This window comes from Amycolatopsis magusensis, assembly GCF_017875555.1.
Classification (GTDB): domain Bacteria; phylum Actinomycetota; class Actinomycetes; order Mycobacteriales; family Pseudonocardiaceae; genus Amycolatopsis; species Amycolatopsis magusensis.
On sequence record NZ_JAGGMS010000001.1, the window covers coordinates 19,040 to 44,985 of the forward strand.

General features: G+C 70.0%; 24 protein-coding genes. 8 read left to right on the forward strand and 16 right to left on the reverse strand.

The features are described from left to right. Nucleotide 1 precedes the first annotated feature (1 nt). Together JOM49_RS00065 and JOM49_RS00070 are read left to right on the forward strand one after the other, a co-directional pair. Nucleotides 2-715: a maleylpyruvate isomerase family mycothiol-dependent enzyme gene (locus JOM49_RS00065; protein WP_209662135.1), complete on the forward strand. Its 714-nt coding sequence runs from the start codon at nt 2-4 to the stop codon at nt 713-715. Nucleotides 716-816: 101 nt separating this feature from the next. Further along, a complete protein-coding gene (locus JOM49_RS00070) occupies nt 817-1,341 on the forward strand; it encodes a GNAT family N-acetyltransferase (RefSeq protein WP_282774211.1) in 525 nt (174 codons plus the stop codon). On the opposite strand, the gene JOM49_RS00075 is transcribed toward JOM49_RS00070, so the two are convergent. Genes JOM49_RS00075 through JOM49_RS00085 form a run of 3 tightly spaced genes read right to left on the reverse strand, consistent with a single transcriptional unit; the run spans nt 1,308 to nt 3,128 of the window. Further along, nucleotides 1,308-2,072 carry an alpha/beta hydrolase gene (locus JOM49_RS00075; protein WP_209662136.1) on the reverse strand — a complete coding sequence of 255 codons (765 nt, stop codon included), beginning with the start codon at nt 2,070-2,072 and terminating at the stop codon, nt 1,308-1,310. The genes JOM49_RS00070 and JOM49_RS00075 overlap by 34 nt on opposite strands. Then, nucleotides 2,066-2,365, reverse strand: coding sequence for an Rv1322 family protein (locus JOM49_RS00080; protein ID WP_209662137.1), 300 nt, complete (start codon nt 2,363-2,365; stop codon nt 2,066-2,068). The genes JOM49_RS00075 and JOM49_RS00080 overlap by 7 nt, the downstream gene beginning before the upstream one ends. A 22-nt stretch (nt 2,366-2,387) precedes the next feature. Beyond that, nucleotides 2,388-3,128 carry an AraC family transcriptional regulator gene (locus JOM49_RS00085; RefSeq protein ID WP_245369195.1) on the reverse strand — a complete coding sequence of 247 codons (741 nt, stop codon included), beginning with the start codon at nt 3,126-3,128 and terminating at the stop codon, nt 2,388-2,390. A gap of 54 nt (nt 3,129-3,182) precedes the next feature. Between JOM49_RS00085 and JOM49_RS00090 the strand changes: the two genes are divergently transcribed. Together JOM49_RS00090 and JOM49_RS00095 are read left to right on the forward strand one after the other, a co-directional pair. Next, a complete protein-coding gene (locus JOM49_RS00090; RefSeq protein WP_209662138.1) occupies nt 3,183-3,752 on the forward strand; it encodes a class I SAM-dependent methyltransferase in 570 nt (189 codons plus the stop codon). Between the two features lie 198 nt (nt 3,753-3,950). Further along, entirely contained in the window at nt 3,951-7,925 is a 3,975-nt protein-coding gene (locus tag JOM49_RS00095; protein ID WP_245369196.1) for a discoidin domain-containing protein, read from the forward strand. 34 nt (nt 7,926-7,959) lie between these two features. Here JOM49_RS00095 and JOM49_RS00100 read toward each other — a convergent pair whose 3' ends face one another. After that, the gene (locus JOM49_RS00100) at nt 7,960-9,081 is read right to left on the reverse strand and encodes an IS630 family transposase (RefSeq protein ID WP_209662139.1); all 1,122 of its coding nucleotides are present in this window, start codon (nt 9,079-9,081) and stop codon (nt 7,960-7,962) included. An 85-nt stretch (nt 9,082-9,166) separates the two neighbouring features. Continuing rightward, nucleotides 9,167-10,333 (reverse strand): alkaline phosphatase family protein, encoded by a 1,167-nt coding sequence (locus JOM49_RS00105; RefSeq protein WP_209662140.1) that lies wholly within the window; start codon nt 10,331-10,333, stop codon nt 9,167-9,169. On the opposite strand from JOM49_RS00105, the gene JOM49_RS00110 reads away from it, so the two are divergent. Then, nucleotides 10,332-10,541, forward strand: a complete 210-nt coding sequence (locus tag JOM49_RS00110; protein ID WP_209662141.1) for an FmdB family zinc ribbon protein — start codon at nt 10,332-10,334, stop codon at nt 10,539-10,541. The two genes, JOM49_RS00105 and JOM49_RS00110, sit on opposite strands and share 2 nt — an antisense overlap. A gap of 13 nt (nt 10,542-10,554) precedes the next feature. On the opposite strand, the gene JOM49_RS00115 is transcribed toward JOM49_RS00110, so the two are convergent. From JOM49_RS00115 to nucS, 9 genes are all read right to left on the reverse strand, one after another. Then, entirely contained in the window at nt 10,555-12,327 is a 1,773-nt protein-coding gene (locus tag JOM49_RS00115) for a 3-hydroxyacyl-CoA dehydrogenase family protein (protein ID WP_209662142.1), read from the reverse strand. Nucleotides 12,328-12,423: 96 nt separating this feature from the next. Further along, nucleotides 12,424-13,425, reverse strand: a complete 1,002-nt coding sequence (locus tag JOM49_RS00120; RefSeq protein ID WP_209662143.1) for a hypothetical protein — start codon at nt 13,423-13,425, stop codon at nt 12,424-12,426. Between the two features lie 60 nt (nt 13,426-13,485). Next, nucleotides 13,486-14,160, reverse strand: coding sequence for a dihydroxyacetone kinase phosphoryl donor subunit DhaM (dhaM, locus tag JOM49_RS00125; RefSeq protein WP_209662144.1), 675 nt, complete (start codon nt 14,158-14,160; stop codon nt 13,486-13,488). Next, the gene (gene dhaL / locus JOM49_RS00130) at nt 14,157-14,789 is read right to left on the reverse strand and encodes a dihydroxyacetone kinase subunit DhaL (protein WP_209662145.1); all 633 of its coding nucleotides are present in this window, start codon (nt 14,787-14,789) and stop codon (nt 14,157-14,159) included. The genes dhaM and dhaL overlap by 4 nt, the downstream gene beginning before the upstream one ends. Before the next feature lies 1 nt (nt 14,790). Then, on the reverse strand, nt 14,791-15,792 hold the full coding sequence (dhaK, locus tag JOM49_RS00135; protein WP_209662146.1) for a dihydroxyacetone kinase subunit DhaK: 1,002 nt from the start codon (nt 15,790-15,792) through the stop codon (nt 14,791-14,793). Nucleotides 15,793-15,870: 78 nt separating this feature from the next. Continuing rightward, nucleotides 15,871-16,884 (reverse strand): DUF3558 domain-containing protein, encoded by a 1,014-nt coding sequence (locus JOM49_RS00140; protein ID WP_209662147.1) that lies wholly within the window; start codon nt 16,882-16,884, stop codon nt 15,871-15,873. A gap of 55 nt (nt 16,885-16,939) precedes the next feature. After that, nucleotides 16,940-17,191, reverse strand: coding sequence for a hypothetical protein (locus JOM49_RS00145; protein WP_209662148.1), 252 nt, complete (start codon nt 17,189-17,191; stop codon nt 16,940-16,942). Between the two features lie 12 nt (nt 17,192-17,203). Further along, the gene (locus JOM49_RS00150; RefSeq protein WP_209662149.1) at nt 17,204-18,892 is read right to left on the reverse strand and encodes a sodium:solute symporter family protein; all 1,689 of its coding nucleotides are present in this window, start codon (nt 18,890-18,892) and stop codon (nt 17,204-17,206) included. Between the two features lie 189 nt (nt 18,893-19,081). Beyond that, the gene (gene nucS / locus JOM49_RS00155; RefSeq protein WP_209662150.1) at nt 19,082-19,741 is read right to left on the reverse strand and encodes an endonuclease NucS; all 660 of its coding nucleotides are present in this window, start codon (nt 19,739-19,741) and stop codon (nt 19,082-19,084) included. A 60-nt stretch (nt 19,742-19,801) separates the two neighbouring features. On the opposite strand from nucS, the gene JOM49_RS00160 reads away from it, so the two are divergent. Both JOM49_RS00160 and JOM49_RS00165 read left to right on the forward strand, forming a co-directional pair. After that, nucleotides 19,802-20,329, forward strand: coding sequence for an NUDIX domain-containing protein (locus JOM49_RS00160; RefSeq protein WP_504740029.1), 528 nt, complete (start codon nt 19,802-19,804; stop codon nt 20,327-20,329). Nucleotides 20,330-20,528: 199 nt separating this feature from the next. Further along, nucleotides 20,529-21,482 (forward strand): hypothetical protein, encoded by a 954-nt coding sequence (locus JOM49_RS00165; protein WP_209662151.1) that lies wholly within the window; start codon nt 20,529-20,531, stop codon nt 21,480-21,482. Between the two features lie 99 nt (nt 21,483-21,581). Here JOM49_RS00165 and JOM49_RS00170 read toward each other — a convergent pair whose 3' ends face one another. Next, nucleotides 21,582-22,355 (reverse strand): enoyl-CoA hydratase-related protein, encoded by a 774-nt coding sequence (locus JOM49_RS00170; RefSeq protein ID WP_209662152.1) that lies wholly within the window; start codon nt 22,353-22,355, stop codon nt 21,582-21,584. Between the two features lie 64 nt (nt 22,356-22,419). On the opposite strand from JOM49_RS00170, the gene JOM49_RS00175 reads away from it, so the two are divergent. Further along, nucleotides 22,420-23,877 (forward strand): FtsK/SpoIIIE domain-containing protein, encoded by a 1,458-nt coding sequence (locus JOM49_RS00175; protein ID WP_209662153.1) that lies wholly within the window; start codon nt 22,420-22,422, stop codon nt 23,875-23,877. Here JOM49_RS00175 and JOM49_RS00180 read toward each other — a convergent pair. Continuing rightward, nucleotides 23,860-25,878, reverse strand: a complete 2,019-nt coding sequence (locus JOM49_RS00180) for an ethylmalonyl-CoA mutase (protein ID WP_308158613.1) — start codon at nt 25,876-25,878, stop codon at nt 23,860-23,862. The genes JOM49_RS00175 and JOM49_RS00180 overlap by 18 nt on opposite strands. Nucleotides 25,879-25,946 lie beyond the last annotated feature (68 nt).

Below are 25,946 nucleotides of genomic sequence, written 5' to 3' on the forward strand. Positions count from 1 at the left end.
GATGAACCGAGAGCAGTACACCGCCGAGCTGGCGCACTACGGCACCGCGCTGGCCGCGGCGGCCACCGAACTGAGCAGACCGGTGCCGAGCTGTCCGGACTGGACGGTGGCGGACCTGGTGTGGCACACCTGCGAGGTCTTCTACTTCTGGCGGCTGCAGTTGAGCGGGCTGGTCAGCGGGCCGGAGAACTACCTGGAGCCGAAGCGGCCCGCCGAGGACGAGCTGCTCGACCGGTACGCGGACAACCTGCGGCACCTGGTCGAAGCGGTCCGGCGGGCGGACCCGTCGAAGCCGGTGTGGACCTGGGCGGCGGACAAGACGGCCGGGTTCGTCCAGCGCCGGATGGCGCACGAGGCCGCGGTCCACGCCTGGGACGCGCTGCTCGCGGCCGGCCGGGACGAGCCGATCGGCCGGGACCTCGCGGTGGACGGGATCGACGAGTTCCTCACCCACTTCCTGCACGACTCCCCGGCGGAGGACCTGGGCGGCTCGGTGCACCTGCACGCCACGGACGGCCCTGGCGAATGGACCATCGCGCACGACGGCGGCGGCTGGCAGGTCACGCGGGAGCACGGGAAGGGCACGGCGGCGGCGCGGGCGAGCGCTTCGGACCTGCTGCTCCTGCTGTGGCAGCGCCGGGACGTCTCGGCCGTGGAAACCTTCGGCGACCCGGCCGTGCTGGCGCGCCTGCTCAAGTCGGCCCACACGAACTGACCTGCGCTTCCGGCCGTCAGCCGGCCGTTCTGGGGTGAGCTGAAACCACAAGATCCCGCACTTGGACCGAACCTGTCGGACCCGCGGGTTACGGTCGCGAAGTGACCACGTTCCACGCCATCCACACCGAGCGCCTCATCCTGCGTCCGTTGCGCCTGGACGACCGGGAGGCCGTCGTGCGCATCCAGTCCGATCCGGAGACGAACCGCTTCAACCCCGACCCGCCGGACGTCAGGCAGGCGGGCAAGCAGTTCGAGTACTGGCTCTCGCACTGGGAGGAGCACGGCTACGGCTACTTCGCCGTGGTCGAAGCCGCGACGGGTGAGGTCGCCGGGGTGGGGGGCGTGCAGTCGAAGGAAATGCACGACGAGCAACTGGTGAACCTGTACTACCGCTTCCGCCCGCAGAGCTGGGGGAAGGGCTACGCGACCGAAATGGCGCGGGCCGCGGTCGAGTGGGCAGAGCGCGCGCTGCCCGACCGTCCGGTGGTGATCTCCGTGGCACTGGTCAACGAACCGTCCCGGCGGGTGGCCGAGAAACTCGGCTTCACGCCCTACCTGGAGGAGGACTACCAAGGACAGCGGTCGACCCACTACCGCCGCTCACTGTCCACAATGGTCACCTGACGGTTCTCGCAGTCGCCGTCCCAGTCCCGCGGCAGCGGCGTGGGCGTTTCCGGGGCGACGACGGAGACCAGGTGGTCGAGCACCGCGTCCGCGTGGCCGACCAGCAGGTGACCGGCGCCGGGCAGGGTGATCACCCGTGCCTGCGGGATCATCGCGCAGCCTTCGCGCACGTCGTCGGGCAGCCGGTAGTCGTCGAACTCCGGCACCAGCGCCACCACCGGCTTGCCCGTCGGCGCCCAGGCGGCCCGCTGTTCCGGGCTGCTCCAGCGCAACGGGGGTGCGATCAGCACGAGGCCCTGGACGAGGTCCTGCGCTTCGCTGATGCCGTGCATGAGCGCGAGGTCGCTGCCGAACGACCAGCCGGCCAGCCAGACCCGGGGTAGCTCCCGGGTCCGGACGAAGTCGAGTGCGGCCGCGACGTCGAGGCGTTCGCCTTCGGCCGCGCCGAAGGTGCCCTCGCTGCGCCCGGCTTCGCTGGCCGCGCCCCGCGTGTTGAACCGCAGCACCGCGAGCCCGGCCAGGGCCGGCAGGCGGAAGGCGGCCTTGCGCAGGACGTGCGAGTCCATCATGCCGCCGTGCGTGGGCAACGGGTGCAGCAGCACCACGGTCGCCACCGGTGCGCGGTCGGCGGGCAGCGCGAGCTCGCCGACCAGCCGGAGGCCGTCCCCGGTGTGCAGCGTCACCGCCTCGCGCCGCGCGGGGAGCAGGGTGTTCGGTCCGATCCTCACCATCGGCCCGGCCTCCTTCTCGCTCTGGCGTCCCAGCAGGGACGGTGCCAATGCCGCCGGTCGGTCACCGAGCCGGTCCCGTCGGCCGGCCACACCACCACATGGGGCACGCCGGGACGGATCTCGTGGTCGCAGCCGGGGCACCGGTAGAACTTGGTCGCCTGCGCACCCGGGACCGAGCGGACGAGCCAGTCGCCGTCGGCGCCGGACTCGGTGCCTGCCCAGCCCGTCGCGCCGCCCAGCTCACGGGCCGGCGGGCTCCCGTGGCCGCGCGAGGGCTTGTTGCGTCGAGGCACGCGGCCACGTTATCCGTCGGCGTCAGCCGAAGTACCGGCCGGGCGGCACGCCGACCGCGCGGCGGAAGGCGGCGACGAAGGCGCTCGGTGACGAGTAGCCGACGCGGTCGGCCACGCCTGCCAGCGGCATGCCGTCGGCGAGCAGGGGCAGTGAGGCGCGCAGCCGGACCTGGGTGCGCCACCGGCCGAAGCTGAGCCGGGTTTCGGTGAGGAACAGGCGGGCCAGGGTGCGTTCGCTCGCGCCCACCTCGCGGCCGAACCGGTCGAGCGTGCGGTCGTCGGCGGGCTCGGCGATCAGCGCTTCGGCGACCTGGCGCGCCCGCGCGTCCGTCGGCAGCGGCACGCTGATGGGCGTCACCTGTACGGGTTCGAGCAGGTCGAACGCGACCGCTTCGGCGCGACGGCGAGCGTCTTCGGCGAGCCCGCCCGCGGTCAGGTGCTCGAGCAACTCGCGCAGCAGTGGGCGCACTCGCACGAGCCGGGGCACCGGCCACGAGACCGGCGACTGCGCGGCGTCCATGAAGATCCCGCGCAGCACGGCGTTCCCGCTGGAGCCGGTGCGGTGCCGCGTGCCGGCGGGCACCCACAGCGCCCGCGCGGGCGGCAGCACCCAGTGCGCCGAGCCGACGTTCACCGCGACCACCCCGCGCGCCGCCCAGGCGAGCTGGTGGTGGTCGGGGTGGACGTGCCAGTCGAGCCAGGTGCCGGAAGGGAGGTCGAAGTGGCCGAACAGCATCGCCTCGGGCTGTCGGTTCAGCGACATGGATTGGCAGCCTATCGCCTTCCGGCCAGGCCGGAATCGCCCTAACGTCGGCGCATGGCGATGAACTGGTACCACCGGCGGCTGTGCAGTTCCGAGAAGTGGGCGAAGCTCGTCGAGGAAGAACTGCTGCCGTGGTCGCTCGAGGGCGTCGAACTCGGTGACCACGTGCTGGAGATCGGGCCCGGTTACGGCGCGAACCTGCGTGCGCTGGTGGACCGGGTGCCGAGCCTGACCGCGCTGGAGATCGACGAGCGGATGGCGCGGGACCTCGAGCGCGGCCACGGTGCCCGCGCGAAGGTCATCCACGGCGACGGGGCGGCGATGCCGTTGCCGGACGACGAGTTCAGCTCGGTCGTCTGCTTCACCATGCTGCACCACGTGCCGACCGCGGCCCAGCAGGACCGGCTGTTCGCCGAGGCGTTCCGCGTGCTGCGGCCCGGCGGGGTGTTCGCCGGGAGCGACGGCGTGCACCGGCTGGTGTTCCGGCTGATCCACGTCGGCGACACCTACAACCCGGTCCCCCACGAGTCGCTCCCCCGGCGGCTCGCGGCGGCCGGCTTCGAGCAGATCGAAGTGGCCAATCCGGACGGGCGTCAGCAGCGCTGGCGCGCGGTCAAGCCCTGAAGCCAGCCAGCTCCCACCACGAGAACGGCGTCCCAGGTCCGCCTGGGGCGCCGTTCTGCTGCGCCCGTTGACTCCCACCAGGCCTTCTGCAACTCTTGAACAGCTCTGCGCAAAAAGTTGACATTGACTCGTGAAAAGTAGGCAGCCTCCAGGAATAACCCGCTCGATCGCCCCCTCAACGGAGAGGCCCCCTCGGTGATGACGGTTCTGGTGAGAGCAAGACGACGACCCCGCGCGACGAGCCTGGCCGTGGCCGCGTTGCTGGTGGCCGCGCCCACGGCGGTACTACCGGCGATCAGCGGTACCGCGGCGGCCGCGCAGGCCAGCAGCGCGCCCGCCGCGGCTTCGAAGCTCAACGACGGCGATCAGGACACCTACTGGGAAAGCAGCGCCGGGCTGCCGCAATGGGCACAACTGGACCTGGGCGCCGAACGCAGCGTCGACCAGGTGACGTTGAAACTCCCCGGCGATTTCTCCGCCAGGAAGCAGACGCTCAGCCTGCAAGCGGGCTCGGACGGCACGGGGTTCTCGACCATCACCACCGCGGCGGAGCACGCGTTCACCCCCGCCGAGCAGAACACCGTCCGGATCGACTTCGCGCCGACCGTCGCCCGATTCCTGCGTGTCGAAATCACCGCGAATTCCGCTGCCCCGATCGCGCAGCTGGCCGAAATCGAGGCCCGGCCCGCCGAATTCCGGCCGCTCGCCACCACGCTCACCGCGAGCAGCGCGCACGGCGAATACCCGGCGAGCAATGCCGGGGACGGCAATGCGGCGACCTATTGGGAAAGTGCGGACAGCGCCTTCCCGCACTGGCTCCAAGCCGACCTCGGAGCCGCTGTCCCGGCCAGCCGGGTGGAATTGAAACTGCCGATCGGCTGGGGCACGCGGACGCAGACGTTGAGCGTGCGCGGCAGCAGCAACGGCACCGACTTCACCGATCTCGCCGCCGCCGCGGGCAAGGTCTTCGCCCCCAGTGGCGGAAACGCGGTGACCGTCGACTTCACCACCGCGACCGTGCGCTACGTGCGGGTGCAGATCACCGCGAACACCGGCTGGCCTGCCGGGCAGCTCAGCGAACTCACCGTTTCCGGACCGTCCACAGGGGACACCCAGGCCCCTGGCGCGCCCTCGGGCCTGGCGTTCACCGAGCCCGGCACCGGCCAGATCCGGCTCACCTGGACCGCCGCCACCGACAATGTGGGCGTGACCGGGTACGACGTCTACGCCAACGGGATCCTGCGCACCAGCCTCCCGGGCACCGTACTGACCCTCACCGACAACCAGCCGTCGGGCACCACGATCGCCTACTTCGTGCGGGCCAGGGACGCCGCCGGGAACCAGTCGGCGAACAGCAACACGGTGACCCGCGGTGGCACGGCCGCGGGCACGAACCTTGCGGTTGGCAAGCCGATCACCGCGTCGTCGACCGTGCACTCCTTCGTCGCCGCGAACGCGAACGACGACAACACCGCCACCTACTGGGAAGGCAGCGCCTACCCGAGCCTGCTGACCGTCAGCCTCGGGTCCAACGCGGACCTGGATTCGGTGGCGGTCAAGCTGAACCCGGATCCGATCTGGGCCGGCCGCACGCAGACGATCGCGGTGGAAGGCCGGGAACAGGCGGCGACGGAGTTCACCACGCTCGCCGCCGCGAGGTCGTACGCCTTCGACCCGGCAGGCGCCAATTCGGTGACCATCCCGCTGACCGCGCGCGTGGCCGACGTCCGCCTCCGGATCACCGCGAACTCCGGGGCGCCTTCCGGGCAGGTGGCCGAATTCCAGGCGCTCGGCGTGCCCGCGCCGAACCCGGACCTGTCCGTCACCGGCCTGTCCTGGACCCCGGCGAACCCGGTGGAGACCGACGCGGTGACCGTTTCCGCGACCGTGCGCAACACCGGACTGAGCCCGTCCGCGGCCACCGACGTCAACCTCTACCTCGGCACCGCGAAGGCAGGCACGGCACAGGTCGGCACGCTGGTCGCGGGTGCGTCGGCGACCGTTTCGGCGAACATCGGCCAGCGTGAGGCGGGCAGTCATCCGCTCAGCGCCAAGGTCGACGAGGGCAACAAGGTCATCGAGCAGAACGAGGCCAACAACGCGTTCAACAATCCGTCGCCGCTCGTGGTGACGGCGGTCGACAGTTCCGACCTCGTCGCCTCGCCGGTCGGCTGGACACCGGGCAATCCGGCGGCCGGGACCGCGGTGAACTTCTCGGTGGTGATCAAGAACCAGGGCACGATCGCGTCGGCGGGTGGCTCGCACGGCATCACGCTGACCGTCACCGACAGCACCACCGGTGCCGTGGTGCGCACGTTCACCGGCGCCCACACCGGCGCCATCGGCCCCGGCGCCACCACCGCGCCGGTCGCGCTGGGCAGCTGGCCCGCGGTCAACGGCAAGTACACGGTGAAGACCGTGCTCGCCGGGGACGCCAACGAACTCCCGGTCAAGCAGGCGAACAACACCACGAGCCAGCCGCTGTTCGTCGGGCGCGGGGCGAACATGCCCTATGAGACGGTCGAAGCCGAGGACGCCGTGGTGAGCGGCGGTGCCGCGGTGGTCGGTCCGAACCGGACCATCGGTCACCTCGCGGGCGAGGCGTCCGGGCGGCGAGCGGTGACGCTCACCAGTACCGGCAGCGCCGTCGAATTCACCACCAAGGCCAGCACGAACACGCTCGTCACCCGCTTCTCCATCCCGGACGCGCCGGGCGGTGGCGGGATCAGCGCCACGCTGAACATCTACGTCAACGGCACCTTCCTCAAGCCGATCACGCTGAACTCGAAGCACGCGTGGCTCTACGGTCCCGAGGCCGGTCCCGGCAACAACCCCGGCGCGGGCGGACCGCGGCACATCTACGACGAGGCGAGCACGCTGCTGGGCACCACGGTCCCCGCGGGCAGCAAGATCAAGCTGCAGAAGGACGCCGCGAACACCTCGCAGTACGCCCTCGATTTCGTCGACTTCGAACAGGTGGCCCCGCAGGCGAACCCGGACCCGGCCCGCTACACCGTGCCCGCCGGGTTCACCCACCAGGACGTGCAGAACGCGCTGGACAAGGTGCGGATGGACACCACCGGCACGCTCACCGGCGTCTACCTGCCCGCCGGGGACTACCCGACCTCGACCAAGTTCCAGGTCTACGGCAAGGCGGTCGACGTGGTCGGCGCCGGTGCCTGGTTCTCCAGGTTCACCGCCCCGGCGAACCTGGAGAACACCGACATCGGCTTCCGCGGCGAGGCCTCCGCGAACGGCTCGAAGTTCTCGAAGTTCGCCGTGTTCGGCAACTACACCTCGCGCAACGACGGGCCGGGCAAGGTGTTCGACTTCTCCAACGTGTCGGACATGACCATCGACGAACTCTGGGTGGAGCACCAGATGTGCTTGCTCTGGGGGTCCAACACGGACAACACCAAGGTGTACGACTCGCGGCTGCGGGACCTGTTCGCCGACGGGCTCAACTTCACCAACGGCAGTACCGGCAACCACGTCAGCAACAACGAGGCCCGTTCCACCGGTGACGACAGCTTCGCCCTGTTCGCCGCCACCGACAACAACCCGGGCAACCAGTTCGGCAACGTCTACGAGAACCTGACCGCGATCCTGCCGTGGCGGGCCGCAGGACTGGCGGTCTACGGCGGCTACGACAACACCTTCCGCAACCTCCACCTCGCGGACACGCTGACCTACTCGGCCATCACCATCTCGTCACTCGACTTCGGCTATCCCATGCACGGGTTCGGGCCGCAGCCGACGCACTTCCAGAACATCTCGGTGGTGCGGGCCGGTGGCCACTTCTGGGGGACGCAGACCTTCCCCGGGATCTGGCTGTACTCGGCGTCGAAGACCTTCACCGGCATCCGGGTGTCCGACGTGGACATCGTGGACCCGACCTACCACGGCCTCATGTTCCAGACGGACTACGTCGGCGGGCAGCCGCTGAACCCGGTGCAGGACACCGTGTTCACCAACGTCAGCATCAGTGGCGCGCGGCTGAGCGGTGACGAGTTCGAGGCGAAGTCGGGTTTCGGGATCTGGGCGAACGAGCTGCCGGAACCGGGTGAAGGACCGGCGATGGGCACAGCCACCTTCACCAACCTGAAGCTGAGCGACAACCACATCGACATCCGCAACACCACACCCGGGTTCAAGATCGTGCTGAACCCGTAGCTAGCGCCCTGTCCAGGTAGGTTCGCCGGGTTGGTCAGGCGGCTGGGGTGAGGTATTGCCCGCCCCAGCGGATGCCCTTTTCGCTGCGGACTCGTGCGCGTTCACGACGTTGGGCGGTGAGGACGTCGGGGTGGCGGGCGTTGGCGTTGCGCCAGCGCAGATAGTTGTGCAGCCGACGCACCAGCAACGGGTGGTTGGGATGGTCGGAGCCTGCGATGACGAAGGTGCGCAGCGGCCCGAAGTGCGCCTCGATCGGGTTGGCCCAGGAGGAGTAGGTCGGGGTGAAGCACAGCTCGGCCTTGTTGTGGGCCGCCCAGCTGCGGATCGTCTGGCCGCGGTGGGCGGAGAGGTTGTCCAGGATGATGTAGATCGGTGCTCCGTCCGGGCGAGCGGAGCGGATGGACTTGAGTGCGGCCAGGGTGTTCGCGGCGGATTTCTTCTTGCGGACCACACCCCAGAGGGTGTCGTCGCCGACGGAATAGCAGCCGTGGAACTGCCGGACTCCGTGCAGCTTGTGATAGTTCGCGGGCAGTCGGTCCGGATGTCCTTTTCGAGCCCAGCTGGCACCCAGGTGCGGCCGGATGGTCAGTGGCCCGAACTCGTCGAAGGCGAACACCCGGTCCGGGAACCTGCTGGTGACGTGCTCGATTCGGGACAGCTTCGCGTCCCGGTCCGGATCGTTGGACTCCTTCCAGGTCTTCGTGCGCTGGAAGCTGATCTCGTGGTGGTGCATGAACTGCCGCAGCCTTTCCCGTCCGACCTGCACCACCCGCTGCGGGTTCTTGGCCAGGTAGGCGGCGAGTTTGCGCAGGCTCCAGCGGGTGAAGGGCTGCTCGAGTGCTTCGGGTCGCGTAGTGGCCGTCGCGACGATGAAAGCTTCGTCGTCAGAGCTGATCAGGCGGGGACGGCCACCCGCCCACCGAGGGTCCAGGCTGGCCATGCCCGTCTCGTTGAACCGGTGGATCACGCCGCGGATCGCGTCCTCGTCACCCTGCACCAGCCGGGCGATCGCCGGGACTGTGTTACCGCCGGCCGAGGCCAGCACCACCATCGCCCGGCGCAGCCGCACCGCGGAGCCTGTCCCTCTTCGCACGATCTGCTGCAACCGCTGACCCTCATGATCGGTCAGCCTGCGCACCCGGACTGGATCTGCCATCCACCCAGCCTCGCCGCACCCCGATCACCCGCCACGAACGCTGACCGGCGTGTCACCAAACCGGCCAACCTTCATGGACAGAGCACTAGTGCCCGCTGGCCACCGCGAACGGCACCAGTTGCTCCGCGGTGGTCAGCGAGCCGTGCTGCCCCAGCAGCGAGGACTCCACCGCCTCCGCGAGTTCGCGCACCATGCCGAACGAGTCCTTCGCGGCGGCGACCACGTTCCCGATCCGCGGCCGCACCCGATCGCTGACGCTCGTGCCGAACAACTCGCGCTCGATGGCTTCCTCACGGCTGTACACCCACGCCCGATCGCCGAGGATTTCCCGCCACGCGGCCAGAACCTCCGCCTCGGCACCTTCTTCGGCGTAGACGTGCCTGGCACGCGTCTCCCCGCCGATCGCCCGGACGCCGGCGAGCAGTTCCGGCGTCTCGTCGATGTCGATCTTCTCGTCGATCAGCACCATGCCGTGGTCGGCGACCACCGCCAGCATCGCACCCGGCGGCAGTTCCTCCACAATGGACTCAACCAGCCGGTCGACCTGGCGCAGCTGCATCCGCCACGCCGTCGAGCCAGGACCGTAGACGTGGCCGAGGAAATCGAGCTCGCTGTGGTAGGAGTAGCAGAAGCTGCGGGGTTCGCCGAGCGCGTCGAGCGTGCGGGCGGCCAGGTCGCCGAGCGCGTGCACACCGCGGTACCGCGCACCTCGCTGCACCGCGTGCGTCAACGCCGAATCGGCGAACTTCGCCTCGGAGACCACGCTGGTGCGCACCCCGGCCGCGGCCGCGCGGGCGAAGGTGGTCGGCAGCGGCTGGACCTCCTCCGGCGGCAGCGCGCCACGCAGGTCACCGCCGTCGTCGTGGCTGCACCAGCGCAGCGCGTTCAGCACCCCGGCGCCGGGCACCTCGAAGGTGTACCCGACCATGCCGTGCTCCCCCGACGACAGGCCGGTGCCGATCGCGGCCAGCCCGGCGGCGGTCGTCGACGGGTAGCCGACGCGCAGCTGCGAGGACCGGAGCTCGTTCAGCACGGGCGCGTCCTCGGGGTGGGCCTTCAGCAGCTCCCAGCCGAGGCCGTCGACCAGCAGCACGCAGACGGCGGACGCCTCGCCGAAGCCGAGCGTGTCGGTGAAGCCGCCGACCCCGAGCGCGGCGAGGGCGGAGGGCACCACCTGGGACAGGTGCGGGTGTTCGGTCAGCACGACGCCAGCTTCCCACTTCGGGTCCCCGGCCGCGATAATGGACGGCATGCCGACCTACGCCTACCGCTGCCGGGAATGCACCGAGACCTTCGAGCTGGCCCGCCCGATGGCCGAGTCCGGCGCACCCGCGCCCTGCCCCGGCGGGCACGCCGACACGGTGAAGCTGCTGACCACGGTCGCCCTGACCGGCTCGTCCGCCGCCCCCGCCCCCGCCGCGTCCGGCGGCGGCTGCTGCGGCGGTGGCTGCTGCTCCTAGTCAATCGCGTGGCCTAGGTGTAGTCGCGGAAGCCCTTGCCGGTCTTGCGGCCCAGCCTGCCCGCGGTGACCAGGTGTTCCAGCAAGGGCGCCGGCGCGTACCCGGCCTCGCGGAACTCGTTGTACAGGGTGCGCTGGATGGCCAGTGAGACGTCCAGCCCGACCACGTCGAGCAGTTCGAACGGGCCCATCGGCAGGCCGCAGCCGACCTTCATCGCGGTGTCGATATCGGCCGACTCGGCGTAGTGCGCCTCCAGCATCTTCACCGCGTCGTTGAGGTACGGGAACAGCAGCGCGTTGACGATGAACCCGGCGCGGTCACCGCAGTGCACCGGGTGCTTGCCGACCGCCTGGCAGATCGCGTGCGCGGTGGCGACCACCTCCGGCGCGGTGGCGATCGTGTTCACCACCTCGACCAGCTTCATCACCGGCGCCGGGTTGAAGAAGTGCAGGCCCAGCACCTCGCTGGGGCGGGCGGTGGCCGCGGCGCACTCGATCACCGGCAGCGAGGAGGTGGTGGTGGCCAGGATCGCGCCCGGCTTGACCGCCTCGTCCAGCGCGGCGAACACCGCGCGCTTGACCTCGAGTTCCTCGGCGACCGCCTCGATCACCAGGTCCACGTCGGCCAGTTCGGCGAACTCCACCGCGGGCCGGATGCGGCCCAGCGCGGCCGCCGCGTCCTCGGCGCTGAGCCGCCCCTTCTTCACCTGCCGGTCCAGCGACTTGCCGACCTTGCCCAGCGCGGCCTGCGCCTTCTCCTCGCTGCGGGCCCGCAGCACCACGTCGAAACCGCGCTTGGCGAAGACCTCGGCGATGCCGGTGGCCATCGTGCCGGTGCCGACCACGCCGACCACCCGCACCTCGCGCGGCGGGGTGTCCACTGTGGACTTCTCGGGCGCCGCGCTGTCCGTCACCACCGGCGAGTCCGGCGCCTCGTAGGTGTAGAAACCCCGGCCCGACTTCCGGCCGAGCAGCCCGGCGGTGATCATCTGCTTGAGCAGCGGGGCCGGTGCGTGCAGCGGGTTGCGCGACTGCCGGTACATCGATTCGAGGATCTCGTAGGCGGTGTCCAGCCCGATCAGGTCCAGCAGCGCGAGCGGGCCCATCGGGTACCCGCAGCCGAAGCGCATCGCCGCGTCCAGGTCCTCGCGGGTGGCGTAGCGCGCTTCGTACATCCGCACGGCGTGGTTCAGGTAACCGAAGAGCAGCGCGTTCGCGATGAACCCGGCGCGGTCACCGGTGACCACCGGCTCCTTGCCGAGCCGCCGCGCGAGGGCCACCACGTCGGTCACCACGTCGGGCTCGGTGACCACGGTCCGCACCACTTCGACGAAGTTCAGCACCGGCGCCGGGTTGAAGAAGTGCAGCCCGACCACCTTGCCCGGCCGCGAGGTGTGCACGCCGATCTCGGTCACCGACAACGAGGAGGTGTTCGACGCCAGGAGCGCCTCCGGCTTGGTGATCCCGTCGAGCTGGGCGAAGATCTCCGCCTTCAGCTGGAGGTTTTCCGGCACGGCCTCGATCACCAGGTCCACGTCGGCGAGTTCGGCGAGCGAGGTGGTGCACCGCACGCGGCCGAGCAGGGCGGCGTGCTCGTCCTGGGTCAGCTTCCCCCCGGCCAGCGCCCGCGAGGTCGAGTGCTCCAGGTGGCCGCGGCCCCTGGTGATCCCGGCTTCGTCCACCTCGACGGCGATCACGTCCAGCCCGCTGCGGGCGAGCACCTCGGCGATGCCCGCGCCCATGGTGCCCAGTCCGACCACTCCTACGCTCGAGAACTCGCGTGCCACGATCGGGCCTCCGTTGGTTACTCGCCGGTAAGAGCACCGATAGTGACACGGGAATGGCGCGGAGGCAGTTCGGGATCGAGCAAGATGGGGGAAGACTCACGCGGGCAGACGAGGGAACACCGTGTTCGCCACGTTGCGCATGACCCCGCACGGGTCGCCGCCGTCGTACCTCGAAACGAAGATCGACACGGTCTCCACCTCGCCCTTCTGCGCCCCCGGCCACGGCTTGAGCGTGGTCTGCGCCGAGCAGTAGCTGTCGGTGCTCGTCCACACCATGGCCTGACGCCCGCCCAGCGTCTCCGGCACGTAACCGGCGCCGGCGGGGACCGGCAGGTCGACGGAGAAGTACAGCGAGACGTAGTCCTCGCCGATGCGGCCCCAGCGGCAGCTGTGCTTGGTCAGCGTCCGGCGGGCGGTCTGGGTGGAGCCGAGGTGGGCACCGATCTCGGCATCGGTGGCGACCGAGCAGGCGTCGATCGAACCGAGCGAGCCCGCCGGGAAGCTGAGGTGTCCCACGCGCTTTTCCACCACCACGGACGCGGCGTGCTCCAGCGCGGCCTCGAGCAGCGGGCACAGCCGCTCGGGGGCCAGGTCGGTACCGCTGGTGCTGAGACTGTTGACGTTGGCCTGCAGGCTGAACTCGTCGGCGAAGACGAGGTAGCGGTAGCAACTCCCGTCGTACTCACTGGACGGCTTCTCGATGGTGAGCCGGCGCTTGAGCTCCGTCCCGCCGGTGACCTCGGTGGTTGTGGTCGTGTACTCGCTGCGCGCCTGCTCGTCGAGCACCGAGCCGACCGCCAGGTCGGCCTCCTGGCCGTCGACCTTCACCTTGGCGATGCAGTTGTCCAGGGAAACACGCGGTGGGTCCACCACTTCGGCCGTCCGGCCGAGCGCGGCCGCGTCCATCAGCGAGCAGTAGTCGATCGTGGTGTAGTCCCCGAAGGCGGCGGCCGCGGTGAGCGGCGAACGCTCGTCCTCGACCTGTGCCAGCGCCGCCTGATCCGGCGACGGTTTGCCGATTATCGTGCTCGCACAACCGCTGAGCAGCGTAACCAGGACCAGAATTCCGGCCGCCCGACGAGCCCGGTTTCTCCACATGCGCGAAACGCTAGCGCGCCCGGAACCCGTTGGCGGACGGCAATTACACCGGTTCGGACACTATTCGCCGAAGTTCGTCTCCACCAGTTCCTTCGCCCGGCGGATGGCCTCGGCGGCCTGGGCGCCCCTGGCGTCGAGGCGCAGGGTGTCGCCCTGGCGGGCACCCAGCGACATGAGGCCGAGCACGCTGCGCGCGTCGACCTCGGAGTCACCCAGGCGCACCCGGACTTCGGCGTCCACATCGGCGAGCGTGCGCGCGAGCAACGCGGCCGGACGGGCGTGCAGGCCGACGTCGTTGCGCAGAGTCAGCTCCGCGGTCTCCTCCGCCGGACTCTCCGCGGCCTCCGCCAGGTCCGGCGCGGCACCCGCCGACGCGGCGGCGTAGACCACCGCTGTCCGGTCGGCGCCGCCCTGCGCGGCGACCGCGGCGGCGATCGCGCCTTCCACGAGCGGCGCGTCGGCCACCACCGCGGCGTTCGGGTCGGCGAGCGATTCGGTGGCCAGTTCGGCGGTCATCTGCGCACTGCCGAGGTCGTAGAGCAGCACCACACCGCTGCCCGAATCGGCCCGCTGCACCGCGGCGACCACCGCGTCGTAGTCGGTGCCGAGACCACCCTCGGCCAGCCCACCGGCCGGCACCACGGTCACCTCCGGCGCCATTTCGGCGGCCAGTTCCGCCACGCCCTCGGCCAGCTTGGCGCTGTGCGAGACCAGGACCAGACCCACGCGGCTCATCGGGCGGCCTCCGCGAACGCACGCAGCAGCAACGCGGTCGAGCGGGCACCCGGATCGGCGTGGCCGACCGCGCGCTCGCCGAGGTACGAAGCCCGGCCCTTGCGCGGCACCAAGTCCACTGTGGACTCACAACCCCGGTCCGCGGCGTCCGCGGCGGCGATCAGGACGGTGGAGATGTCGGCCCCCTCCTGTTTCGCGGCGTCCTCCGCCGCTTCGAGCGCGGGCGCCAACGCGTCGACCATGGTCGCGTCGCCGACCTCCGCCTTGCCCCGCGCCTTGACGCCTTCCAGCCCGGCTCGCAGCGCGGCGACCAACCCTTCCAAGTCCACTTCGGACCGATCACCGAGTGCGGTGGCCGCCCGCAGGAAAGCCGTGCCGTACAAGGGACCGGCCGCTCCCCCGACCTTCGAGATCAGCGTGGTGGCCACCGTCTTCAAGACCGCGCCCGGCGTTTCCGGGGTCGCCGAAGCCAAAGCGGACACCACGGCGGTGAAGCCGCGGTTGAGGTTCTCGCCGTGGTCGGCGTCCCCGATCGCCCGGTCCAGGTCGATCAGCTCGGTCCGGTGCTCGGTCACCACCGCGGCCGCCGCGCGGATCGCGCCGGCCGTCCCGTTCGCGTCGCAGGCCACCTCAGACCCCCCACCGCAGCGCCGGGGTGTTGACCCACGAGTCCCACAGTTCCACGAGTTCGTCGTCCAGTTTCAACAGCGTCAAACTGATCCCCTGCATTTCCAGGCTGGTGATGTACGGCCCGACCAAGCGTCGTTCCACGGTGATGCCCTGCTCGGCGAGCAGCCGTTCGGCGATGCCGTGCGCCAGGTACAGCTCGACCTGCGGGGTGCCGCCCATCGAGTTGGTGAACAGCAGCACCCGGTCGCCGCGCTCGAAGGGCAGGTCCTCGGTGATCGCCGCCAGCATGCGCGCGACCAGCTGGTCGGCTGGCTCGGCCGGGATCCGCTCGCGGCCGGGTTCGCCGTGGATGCCGATGCCGAACTCGATTTCGTCGTCCGCCAGGGTGAAGCTCGGCTCACCGGCGTGCGGCACGGTGGGCGGGGTGAGCGCGACGCCGATCGAGCGCACCTGGCCGATCACCCGGCGCGCGACCGCCTCCACGTCGTCGAGCGAGTACCGGCGTTCGGCGGCGGCCCCGGCGATCTTCTCCAGCAGCACCGTGCCGCCGACCCCGCGGCGGCCCGCGGTGAAGGTGGAGTCGGCGACCGCGACGTCGTCGTCGATCACCACGCTGCGCACCTCGGTGCCTTCCGCCCCGGCCAGCTCCGCGGCGGTCTCGAAGTTCAGCACGTCACCGGTGTAGTTCTTGACGATCAGCAGCGCGCCCGCGGCGGAGGTGGTGGCCTCGACGGCGGCCTGCACCGCGTCCGGCGTCGGCGAGGTGAACACCGCGCCCGGCACGGCCGCGTCGAGCATCCCCGGCCCGACGAACCCGCCGTGCAACGGCTCGTGCCCGGACCCGCCGCCGGAGATCACCGCCACCTTGCCGTCCACCGGCGCGTCGGTCCGGACCACCAGTGCCGGGTCCTCGACCACCCGCAGGATGCCCGAATGCGCCGCGGCCAGGCCTCTCAGTGCTTCGACGACCACGTCGGCCGGGTCGTTGATGATCTTCTTCATCGGAGCCTCCCGCGCTGGACAAACCGCTGCGGGACCTTCCTACCTCCCCCGGCCCGCCCGCGCCAAGGAAGACGCGCGTCAGGCCTTGGGCAGCTTGGCGACCACGCTCTTGGCCACCTTGACCGCCTTGTCGCAGGACTTGTCCGACTCCGGCGTGCCGTCGCCGCCGTTGTAGTCCACTTCGGCCTGTTCGGCGAGGTCCAGGTCGTACTCGTCCTTGCCGATCACCCGGTGCTGCCAGGTGACCGTGCACTCCGGCTCGTCGTCGACCCTGGTCTTGGCGAAGCCCTGGACCCCGCCGCCGAGGTCGACCGGGCTGGCGCCCTCCTCCTCGGCCGGGGCGGAGGTGGGCCGGAAGTTGATCATCACCTGCGGCGTGCGCGAGCGGATGGAGCAGCCGTGCAGGCCCACCGGCAACGGGTCGTTCGGCTTGCCGCCGAGCGCCTCGGCCACCACCGCGGTGTCCACGCTCGCGCAGGCGTCCACGCCGACCACCGTGCCGGGCGGCTCGGGGTGCTTCTTCGGGTTGCTGTGCAGGTTCTTGACCAGGCGTTGCATCGCGGTGCGCCCGGCACCGCACGGGTCACCGCCGATGTAGTCGACCTGCAGGACGATGCCGGACTTCGGCTCCTTCGAGGTCACCGCGGTGACGGTGCAGGTGTCGCCGTCCTTCTTCTCCAGCTGCGGCAGGCCTTCGACGGCGGTCTTCGCGTCCTCGATCGGGCCGATGATGATGCCGCCGATCTCGAGGGAGATCTTGATCTTCTTCTGCCCGGCGTCGGTGACGTCGGCCGCGCAGCGGTCCCAGCCGCTGGGCCGCGGTTCGGCGGGGGTCCCGATGCCGGTGAACGTCTCGGCCGAGAGCAGCGCGCACGGCTCGATCAGCCGCAGCGCCTTGGCCGACACGGCCGCGTCGGTGATCTCCCCGGCCGGGGCCGGGCCGGTGCCGCCCGACCCGCCCGGTTCCGGCGGCACCGTGGTGCGCTGGAAGTTCGAGCGGGCCAGGTCGGCACCGCAGCCGGCGACCGAACCGAGCAGGAGAACAGCCGCCGCGGCGGTCACCGCGGCCCGGAAACGCACTGCTGAAGACACGGGGTGCACGGTAGCGGCCCGCCGGCCGCCACGCGTGCACAACCTCGTCATTACCTCATTCGGTGGCCGACGGCGGCACCGTCAGCGGCCGCAGCTTCGCCCACAGCACGAAGGCCGCGCTGAAGACGAGCATGGCGATGCCCGCCCACAGGTTGATGTTCAGCCCGTCGGCGCGGTCGAGCTCCTCCTGGGTGGTGAACCCGATGCCCATCACCAGGATGACCAGGCCGTAGACGCCCATCAGCAAGGCGATGATCAGGCGGATGTCGAAGCCGCCGCCGCGGCGCGGGGTGGATTCCGTACTCATGTCCCGGCCCTCCTAGAAGATGATGTTCAGCACGATGGTGATCGCCAGCACGATGCCGGCCAGCAGGCCCGGCTTGCGGTACCAGCCGCTGTCCTCGCCGGTGTCCGAGTGCTTCAGCGAGTCCTTCGGCGTCAGCGAGTACACCAGGCCGACCAGCTGCGCCTCGGGCTTGGGCTGGGTGGCGTAGGTGACCGCCACGCTGACCACCACGTCGACCACGAAGGCCGCACCGGCACCGATGAAGCTGGCGCCCTGGCCCGGCAGGTCCCAGACCCCGGACTCGGCGAGGATGAACACGCCGATCGCGGCGAGCGTGCCCGACACCAGGCCGGTCCAGCCCGCGGTCGCGGTCATCCGCTTCCAGAACATGCCCAGGATGAACGTGGCGAACAGCGGCGCGTTGAAGAACGAGAACAGCTGCTGCAGGTAGTCCATCAGGTTCGAGTAGCTGGACGCGATGAACGCGGTGCCGATCGCCAGGATGGTGCCCCCGGCGGTGACCAGGCGGCCGAAGCTGAGGTAGTAGCCGTCCGGCTTGTCCTTCTTGATGTAGGACTGCCAGATGTCGTAGGTGAACACCGTGTTGAACGAGCTGAGGTTCGCCGCCATCCCGGCCATGAACGAGGCCAGCAGACCGGCGATCGCGATGCCGAGCATGCCGTTGGGCAGCAGGTCGCGCATCAGCAGCAGCAGCGCGTCGTTGTAGTCGACGCCACCGGAGCCCGCCATGTCACCGGCCTTGTACGCGGCCAGCTCGCTCACCGTGACCGCGGCGATCATGCCGGGGATGATCACGATGAACGGGATCAGCAGCTTGGGGAAGGCACCGATGATCGGCGTGCGGCGCGCGGCCGACATGCTCTTCGACGCCATCGCGCGCTGGACCTCGACGAAGTTCGTGGTCCAGTAACCGAAGGAGAGCACGAAACCGAGGCCGAAGACCAGGCCGAGCACGGACAGGAAGTTGTTGCCGAACCCGGTCAGCTCGTTGCCCGGCCAGGAGTTCAGCTGCTCCCCGCCACCGGGGCTGGCGGTCACCCGGTCCACCAGGCCCTGCCAGCCGCCGACCTTGTAGAGGCCGACGAAGGTGAGCGGCACCAGCGCGGCGACGATCACGAAGAACTGCAGCACCTCGTTGTAGATCGCGGCGGACAGGCCGCCGAGCGCGGTGTAGGCGAGCACGATCACCGCGGCCAGGATCACCGACACCCAGATCGGCCAGCCGAGCAGCACGTTGACCACGGTGGCCAGCAGGAACAGGTTCGCGCCCGCGATCAGGATCTGCGCCACGGCGAAGCTGATGCCGTTGACCAGGTGCGCTGGTTTGCCGAAGCGGCGGAGCATGAACTCCGGCACGCTGCGGACCTTCGAGCCGTAGTAGAACGGCATCATCACGACGCCGAGGAACAGCATCGCGGGTACCGCGCCGATCCAGAAGTAGTGCGCGGTCGGCATCCCGTACTGCGCGCCGTTCGCCGACATCCCCATGACCTCGATCGCGCCGAGGTTCGCCGAGATGAAGGCGAGACCGGTCACCCAGGCGGGCAGCGACCGTCCGGAAAGGAAGAAGTCGAGACTGGTCGACACCTGCCTGCGGGCGAGGTAGCCGATACCCAGTACCAGAACGAAGTAGAACGCCAGCAGGACGTAGTCCACCGCGTTCGCGTCCAGCCGCAGGTTCGCCTCAGCGAGCACACCCACCGGCCACCTCCAAGTTCAAACATTATCCAACAAGACCGACCAACGGGCGGACCTTACTGCATCCGGCTGAACCGGTACAGGGGAGGTTTGGCGAAAGTTCCCGCTTCGTGCGCGCAGTTCGGTGACCGGAGTCGCGGTGAGCGTACGACTCCGGAGCGTGCCCCGCAGGTCAGCGAGCGGTGAGTGGACTCAGAAGAGGCGGAATTCGTCCGAATCGGTGCCGCGCAGCTTGTCGTAGTCGAGCGTAAGGCAGCGGATGCCGCGGTCCTCGGCGAGCGTGCGTGCCTGCGGTTTGATCTGCTGCGCGGCGAACACCCCGCGGACCGGCGCGAGCAGCGGGTCGCGGTTGAGCAGTTCGAGGTAGCGGGTCAGCTGCTCGACCCCGTCGATCTCACCGCGGCGCTTGATCTCCACGGCCACCGAGGCGCCGTCGGCGTCGCGGGCCATGATGTCGACCGGGCCGATCGCGGTCGGGAACTCGCGGCGCACCAGCGAATAGCCCTCGCCGAGGGTGCCGATGTGCTCGGCCAGCAGCTCCTGCAGGTGCGCCTCGACCCCGTCCTTGACCAGGCCGGGCTCGGCACCGAGCTCGTGCGCGGAGTCGTGCAGGATTTCCTCGAGGCTGATCACCAGCTTCTCGCCCGCCTTGTTCTGCACGGTCCAGATGTTGCGGTCCTCGATGAGCCAGCACGGCGGGCTCATCCAGTTCAGCGGCTTGTAGGCCCGGTCGTCCGAGTGGATCGAGACCGAGCCGTCGGCCTTGATCAGCAGCAGCCGGTTGGCCATCGGCAGGTGGGAGGTGAGGCGGCCGGCGTAGTCGACCTGGCAACGAGCGATGACAAGACGCACCCGGCGAGGGTAGGGCAACCCGCGGTGGCCCCCGGCAGACACCCCGATACTGGACGGGTGATCGAACGCATCAGCTCCCGCGAGGTCTACCGCAACAACTGGATGTCCGTGCGCGAGGACGACATCCGCCGCCCGGACGGCAGCACCGGCATCTACGGCGTGGTGGACAAGCCCGAATTCGCACTGGTCATCCCGCTCGACGGCGACCGGCTGCACCTGGTCGGGCAGTTCCGCTACCCGCTCGGCGAGCGGACCTGGGAATTCGTCCAGGGCACCGCACCGGACCTGGCGGACCTCGACCCGGCCGAACTCGCCGTGCGCGAGCTGCGCGAGGAGACCGGGCTCGAAGCCGGTTCGATGGTCGAACTGGGCCGGCTTTCGCTGGCGCCGGGCCTGACCAGCCAGCGCGGCCGGGTCTACCTCGCCACCGACCTGCGCGAGGGTCCACCGCAACGGGAACTCGAAGAACAGGACATGCGCACCGGGTGGTTCCCCCGCGAGGAGTTCGAGAAACTGATTATCAGTGGGGAAATAACCGACGCTCCGACAATTGCCGCATACGGATTGCTCCGCCTGCACGGGCACTGAAGACAATTGATGTCAAGCATTTCGGACTAACTCACAAAGCCCTTGACCTGCCACTGGGCGGACGATTTCAGCCCTGCTTGAAATGGTGCGCCGAGCAGGGAAAACCGTTCCACAGCAAGGTGAAGTTCGGGTATGTTGGATCAGGTAAGGCAGCTGCTCGAACATCAGTGCTATTCGCTACCAAGGGACGGGTATGTCTTTGCGCAGTTCTGTCATCGGGATCTCCGCCGCGGTTCTGGCCGCGCTGACGTTGGCACCCGCGGCCTCGGCCGCGCCGGAGGGCCAGTTCACCGGCCGCGACCGGGACTTCACCCTCGACACCCACGAAGACCTGCTCACCCGCAAGCCCAACGGGCAGCTGGCCGTGTCCGCGGCGGTCCCCGTGGGTTACGGAGCGTCGACGCCGATCAACAACGGCTGGAACAACGCGCACTGGCTCTCCGCCGGTGACATCTCCGGTGACGGGCACCCCGACGTGCTCGCCGAGGTCAACGGCATCATCACCGCGCACAAGCACTCCGGCGCCTACAGCCCGGCCAACCCGTTCGCCACGCTGAACGGCACCACGCAGTACGGCGGCTGGGGCTGGAACTTCTTCGACCAGAAGGTGCTCTACGACGAGGACGGCAACGGCCTCGTCGACGTCACCGCGCGGGAGATCAGCACCGGCAAGATCTTCACCTGGCTCACCGGCATCGAGAACGGCCAGGTCGTGGTCAGCCCGGCGTTCGAGATGGGCACCGGCTGGTCGGGCATCGACCAGTTCGACATCGCCGACCTGAACTTCGACGGCATCAGCGACTGGGTGGTGCGCCAGGGCAGCCAGCTGGTCGCCTACTACGGCCAGCCGGCACCGGCGGCCAAGTCGGCGAGCCCGGCCCCCAAGCGCGCGGTGACCGACGCCGCCACCCCCGGTGCCAAGGCCGCGGCCGCACCGGAGTTCCAGATCCTCAGCGAGGGCTGGGACCTGGCGAATGCCTTCGAAATCAAGGACGTCGACCTCAACGGCAAGCCCGACCTGGTCAGCAGGCTGACCGCGAACGGGCAGCTGGTGGCGTTCCTGAACACGACCACCGAGGTCGGCGGCTTCACCTGGTACTCCGGCCAGTACCCGCTGGGCACCACCTGGGCGAACGACAGCTTCCTCACGTAACCCCGGCCCCGGCAGCCTTGAATGCTATGAGTGGGGCATTACTTGCAATGAATGCAAGTAATGCCCCACTCATAGCATTGGAACCACGGCCTCTGCTGGTCAGTCCGGCCAGCTCGGCCGGCGCTTTTCCAGGAAGGCGGCCATGCCCTCCTTGGCCCCCGGCAGTTGTGAAGCGGCGGCCATGACCTCCAGCGCGATCGTGTAGGCGTCGGCTTCCGGCCGGTCGAGTTGCGCGTACAGCGTCTGCTTGCCGAGCGCCTTGCTCGCCCGGCTCCCCCGCGTCGCCCTGGCCAGCAGGTCCGCGACGGCCGCGTCCAGTTCGGCGTCCGGCACCACCCGGTTCACCAGTCCCCAGTCCAGCGCGGTGGCCGCGTCCACCACGTCACCGGTCAGCGCCAGCTCCATCAGCCGCTTGCGCCCGATCGCCCTGGCCACCGGCACCGCCGGGGTGTGGCAGAACCAGCCGCCCTTGCCGCCCGGCAGCGCGAACCCGGCGGACTCCGCGGCGATCGCCAGGTCGCAGGAGGCCACCAGCTGGCAGCCCGCGGCCGTCGCCAGGCCGTGCACCCGCGCGATGACCACCTGCGGCACCGACTGGATCGCCTGCATCAGGTCGGTGCACAACCGCAGCAGCTCACGCACCCCGGTCAGGTCGCGCGCGGCCACGTCGGCGAAGTCGTGCCCGGCCGAGAAAACCGGCCCGGCGCCCGCCAGGACGATGCCCGTCGCGTCGGACTCCCCGGCTTCGCGGAACGCCGCGAGCAACTCGCCGAGGTGCTCGGCGGACAGCGAATTCCGCCGGGCCGCCCGGTTCATCGTGATGGTGACGGTGTCGCCGTCCTGCTCGCGGATCAGGTGCTGGTACTCGCCCATGTCCCGACCGTAGGCCCCCGCGCGGACCCCCTCAACCAGCGCCGGGTTGTGGCAGGCTGAGCACGTGCTGCTCGAACTGCTCGGGGTCGAAGGCCCCGACGATTCACCGACGCTCCGGACCGCGTGGAGCACCGGAGTCGATCTGCGCACCCCGCTGGGGCACGGCGAGTCCGGCGAGCCGGTGGAGCTCGACCTCGCCGCGCACTGCGTCTGCGTCGGCATGCCGGGCAGTGGGAAGTCCGAACTGGTGCGGACCGTGGTGACCGGGCTGGCCGTGCGGAATTCGCCCGAGCTGGTGAACTTCCTGCTGGCGGGTACCGCCGACGGGCTGGCGGCGCTGCCGCACGTGGCCACCGTCGCCCGTGACGCCGACCAGCTGACCGACCTGCTCGACGACGAGATCCGCCACCGCATCCGGCTGCGCGATTCCGGGGACATCGGCAAGGCGCCGGTGCTGGTCGTGGTGGTCGACGAGATCGGCGAGGCGAGCACCCGCAAACCGCTGCTGGCCGACAGCCTGCTGCGGGCCGCGCAACTCGGCGACGACCTGCGCCTGCACCTGCTGCTGACCGGCCGCACCACGCCCAGCGGCGCGATGCGCGGGCTCTACGCCTTCGCGCCCTGCCGCATCGCGCTGCCCAGCGCCACCCCGGCCACGGACGGCCAGATCCTCGGCGTGCCGGACGTGGCGCCGCTGCCCGCGCTGCCCGGCAACGGTTACCTCAAGAGCGACTTCACCCGGCCGCCGCGCCGGTTCGAGCTGGCCAGGGTGCCCGAAGGCATGCTCGCGCGACTGGGTGAACTGATGAGCGTGCACGGCAACCGCGCGCGGCCGCTGTGGCCGCCGCTCGGCACGGTCACCTACGACGTGGTGCGCGAACGCAACGAGGGCGGCGAAATCCCGTTCGCCCTGCCCGAGGAGTTCTACTCACCGCTGGAACTGGATTTCGCCGACGAGCCGCACCTGCTGGTCTTCGGCGAGCGGCGCACCGGCCGGACTTCGGTGCTGCGCACGGTGTTGTGCGGCATCCGGGAGCGGTACACCGTGGCGGAAGCCGTGGTCATCGTGGCCGATCCGCGGCGGCAGTTGCTCGGGCTCGTCGAGCCGGAACGACTGCTCGCCTACGCGTCCAACCCCGCCGAACTGCGCACCATCGTCAGCGACGCGGTGACCTCCATCCGCAAGCGCCTCGGCCAGGACTGGCACGGCCCCGACCTGTTCTTCGTGGTCGACGACTACGACGCGATCCCGACCGAAGCCGACGAACTGCAGCCGCTGCTGGAACTGCTCCCCTACGGCAAGCAGATCGGCCTGCGGTTCATCGCCGCGGGCACCGAGGCGATGGCCACCAAGCCGATCGTCGCCGCGCTGGAGGACGCCCCGGCGCTGCGGCTGACCGGCAAGGAACTACCCGGCACCGCACCCGGCGGACGGCCTGGACTGCCCGCCGTCGGTTTCGCCGAGTACGTCGGCAAGCCGGTCCTGGTGCCGTGGCACCAGAACTCAGGCGAGCCCGCGTGACTCCCGGACCACGGTCACGATCTCGTCCATGATCTCGGTCAGTTCGTAGTCCTTGGGCGTGAACACCCTGGCGATCCCGCGATCGGTGAGCAGCTTCGCGTCGTCGGGCGGGATGATGCCGCCGACGATCACCGGCACGTCCCCGGCCCCGGCCGCGCGCAGGCCGTCGACCACCTCCGGCACCACTTCCAGGTGCGAGCCGGAGAGCACGGACAGCCCGATGACGTGCACGCCCTCCTGCACGGCGGCGGCGGTGATCTGCTCGGGCGTGAGCCGGATGCCCTGGTAGATGACCTCGAACCCGGCGTCACGGGCGCGCACGGCGACCTGCTCGGCACCGTTCGAATGCCCGTCCAGGCCGGGCTTGCCGACCAGGATGCGCAGCCGTTCGCCGAGTTCGTCACCGGTTTCCCGGACCCGCGTGCGCACCCGTTCGAGGTGCTCGCCGGATTCGCCGGAGCTGGAAGCCGCGCTCACGCCGGTCGGGGCGCGGTATTCGCCGAACACCTCGCGCAGCGCGCCGGCCCACTCCCCCGTCGTCACCCCGGCCGCCGCGCAGGCGAGCGTGGCGTCGAACAGGTTCTCCGTGGTCTTCGCGACCGCACGCAGGTTTTCCAGCGAGCGCTCGACCGCTTCGCTGTCCCGAGTGGACCGCCATTCCTCCAGCGCGCTGACCGCCTGCTTCTCCACCACCGGGTCGATCGTCTCGATCGCCTTGGCGCCCTCGGCCTGCAGCGGGCTCGGCTCGGTGGTGTCGAACTTGTTCACCCCCACCAGCACCTGCTCACCGGTCTCCACCTTGCGCCGGTAGTCGGCGAACGAGGAAACCAGCTGCGACTTCATGTAGCCGCTCTCCACCGCGGCGACCGCACCGCCCATTTCCTGCACGTGCGCGATCTCCTCGCGGGCCCCGGCGACGATCTCGTCCACTTTGGACTGGATCACGTGCGAGCCGTCGAAGATGTCCTCGTACTCCAGCAGATCCGTCTCGTAGGCGAGCACCTGCTGCATGCGCAGGGCCCACTGCTGGTCCCACGGCCGCGGCAGGCCGAGCGCCTCGTTCCACGCGGGCAACTGGATGGCCCGCGCCCTGGCGCCGCGCGACAGCGACACGGCGAGCATCTCCAGCACGATCCGCTGCACGTTGTTCTCCGGCTGCGCCTCGGTCAGCCCGAGCGAGTTGACCTGCACGCCGTAGCGCAGCCGCCGGGCCTTCGGATCCTCGACGCCGTACCGGTCCCTGGTGATCTCGTCCCACAGCGCGGTGAACGCGCGCATCTTCGACATCTCCTCGACGAACCGCACCCCGGCGTTGACGAAGAAGGAGATGCGGGCGACCACCTTGGCCATGTCCGATGGCTCCACCTGACCGGAGTCGCGGACCGCGTCGAGCACCGCGATCGCCGTGCACAACGCGTAGGCGACCTCCTGCGTCGGCGTCGCCCCGGCTTCCTGGAGGTGGTAGCTGCAGATGTTGATCGGGTTCCAGCGCGGCACGTGGTGCACCGTCCACGCGATCATGTCGGTGATCAGCCGCAGGCTGGGCCCCGGCGGGAAGATGTAGGTGCCGCGGGAGAGGTACTCCTTGATGATGTCGTTCTGCGTGGTGCCGGTGAGCTTCGCCAGCACCTCCTCCACGTCGCGGCCCTCGGCCTCGGCCTGCTCGCGCGCGACCGTCACGTACAGCGAGAGCAGCCACATGGCGGGCGCGTTGATGGTCATCGAGGTGTTCGCCTCGGCCAGCGGGATGCCGTCGAACAGCCGCCGCATGTCGCCGATGTGCGCCACCGGCACGCCGACCTTGCCGACCTCGCCCTTGGCGAGCTTGTGATCGGCGTCGTAGCCGGTCTGCGTGGGCAGGTCGAAGGCGACCGACAGGCCAGTCTGCCCCTTGGCGAGGTTCCGCCGGTACAACTCGTTCGACGCGGCGGCGGAAGAGTGCCCGGCGTAGGTGCGCATCACCCAAGGCCGGTCGCGCTCGCGGTCCGTCGGATAGGGCACGGCTACCTCCCAGATGGGCGTTTCGGCGAGTGTACTCGCCGGTAACATCATCGGCGGGTCCACTGTGA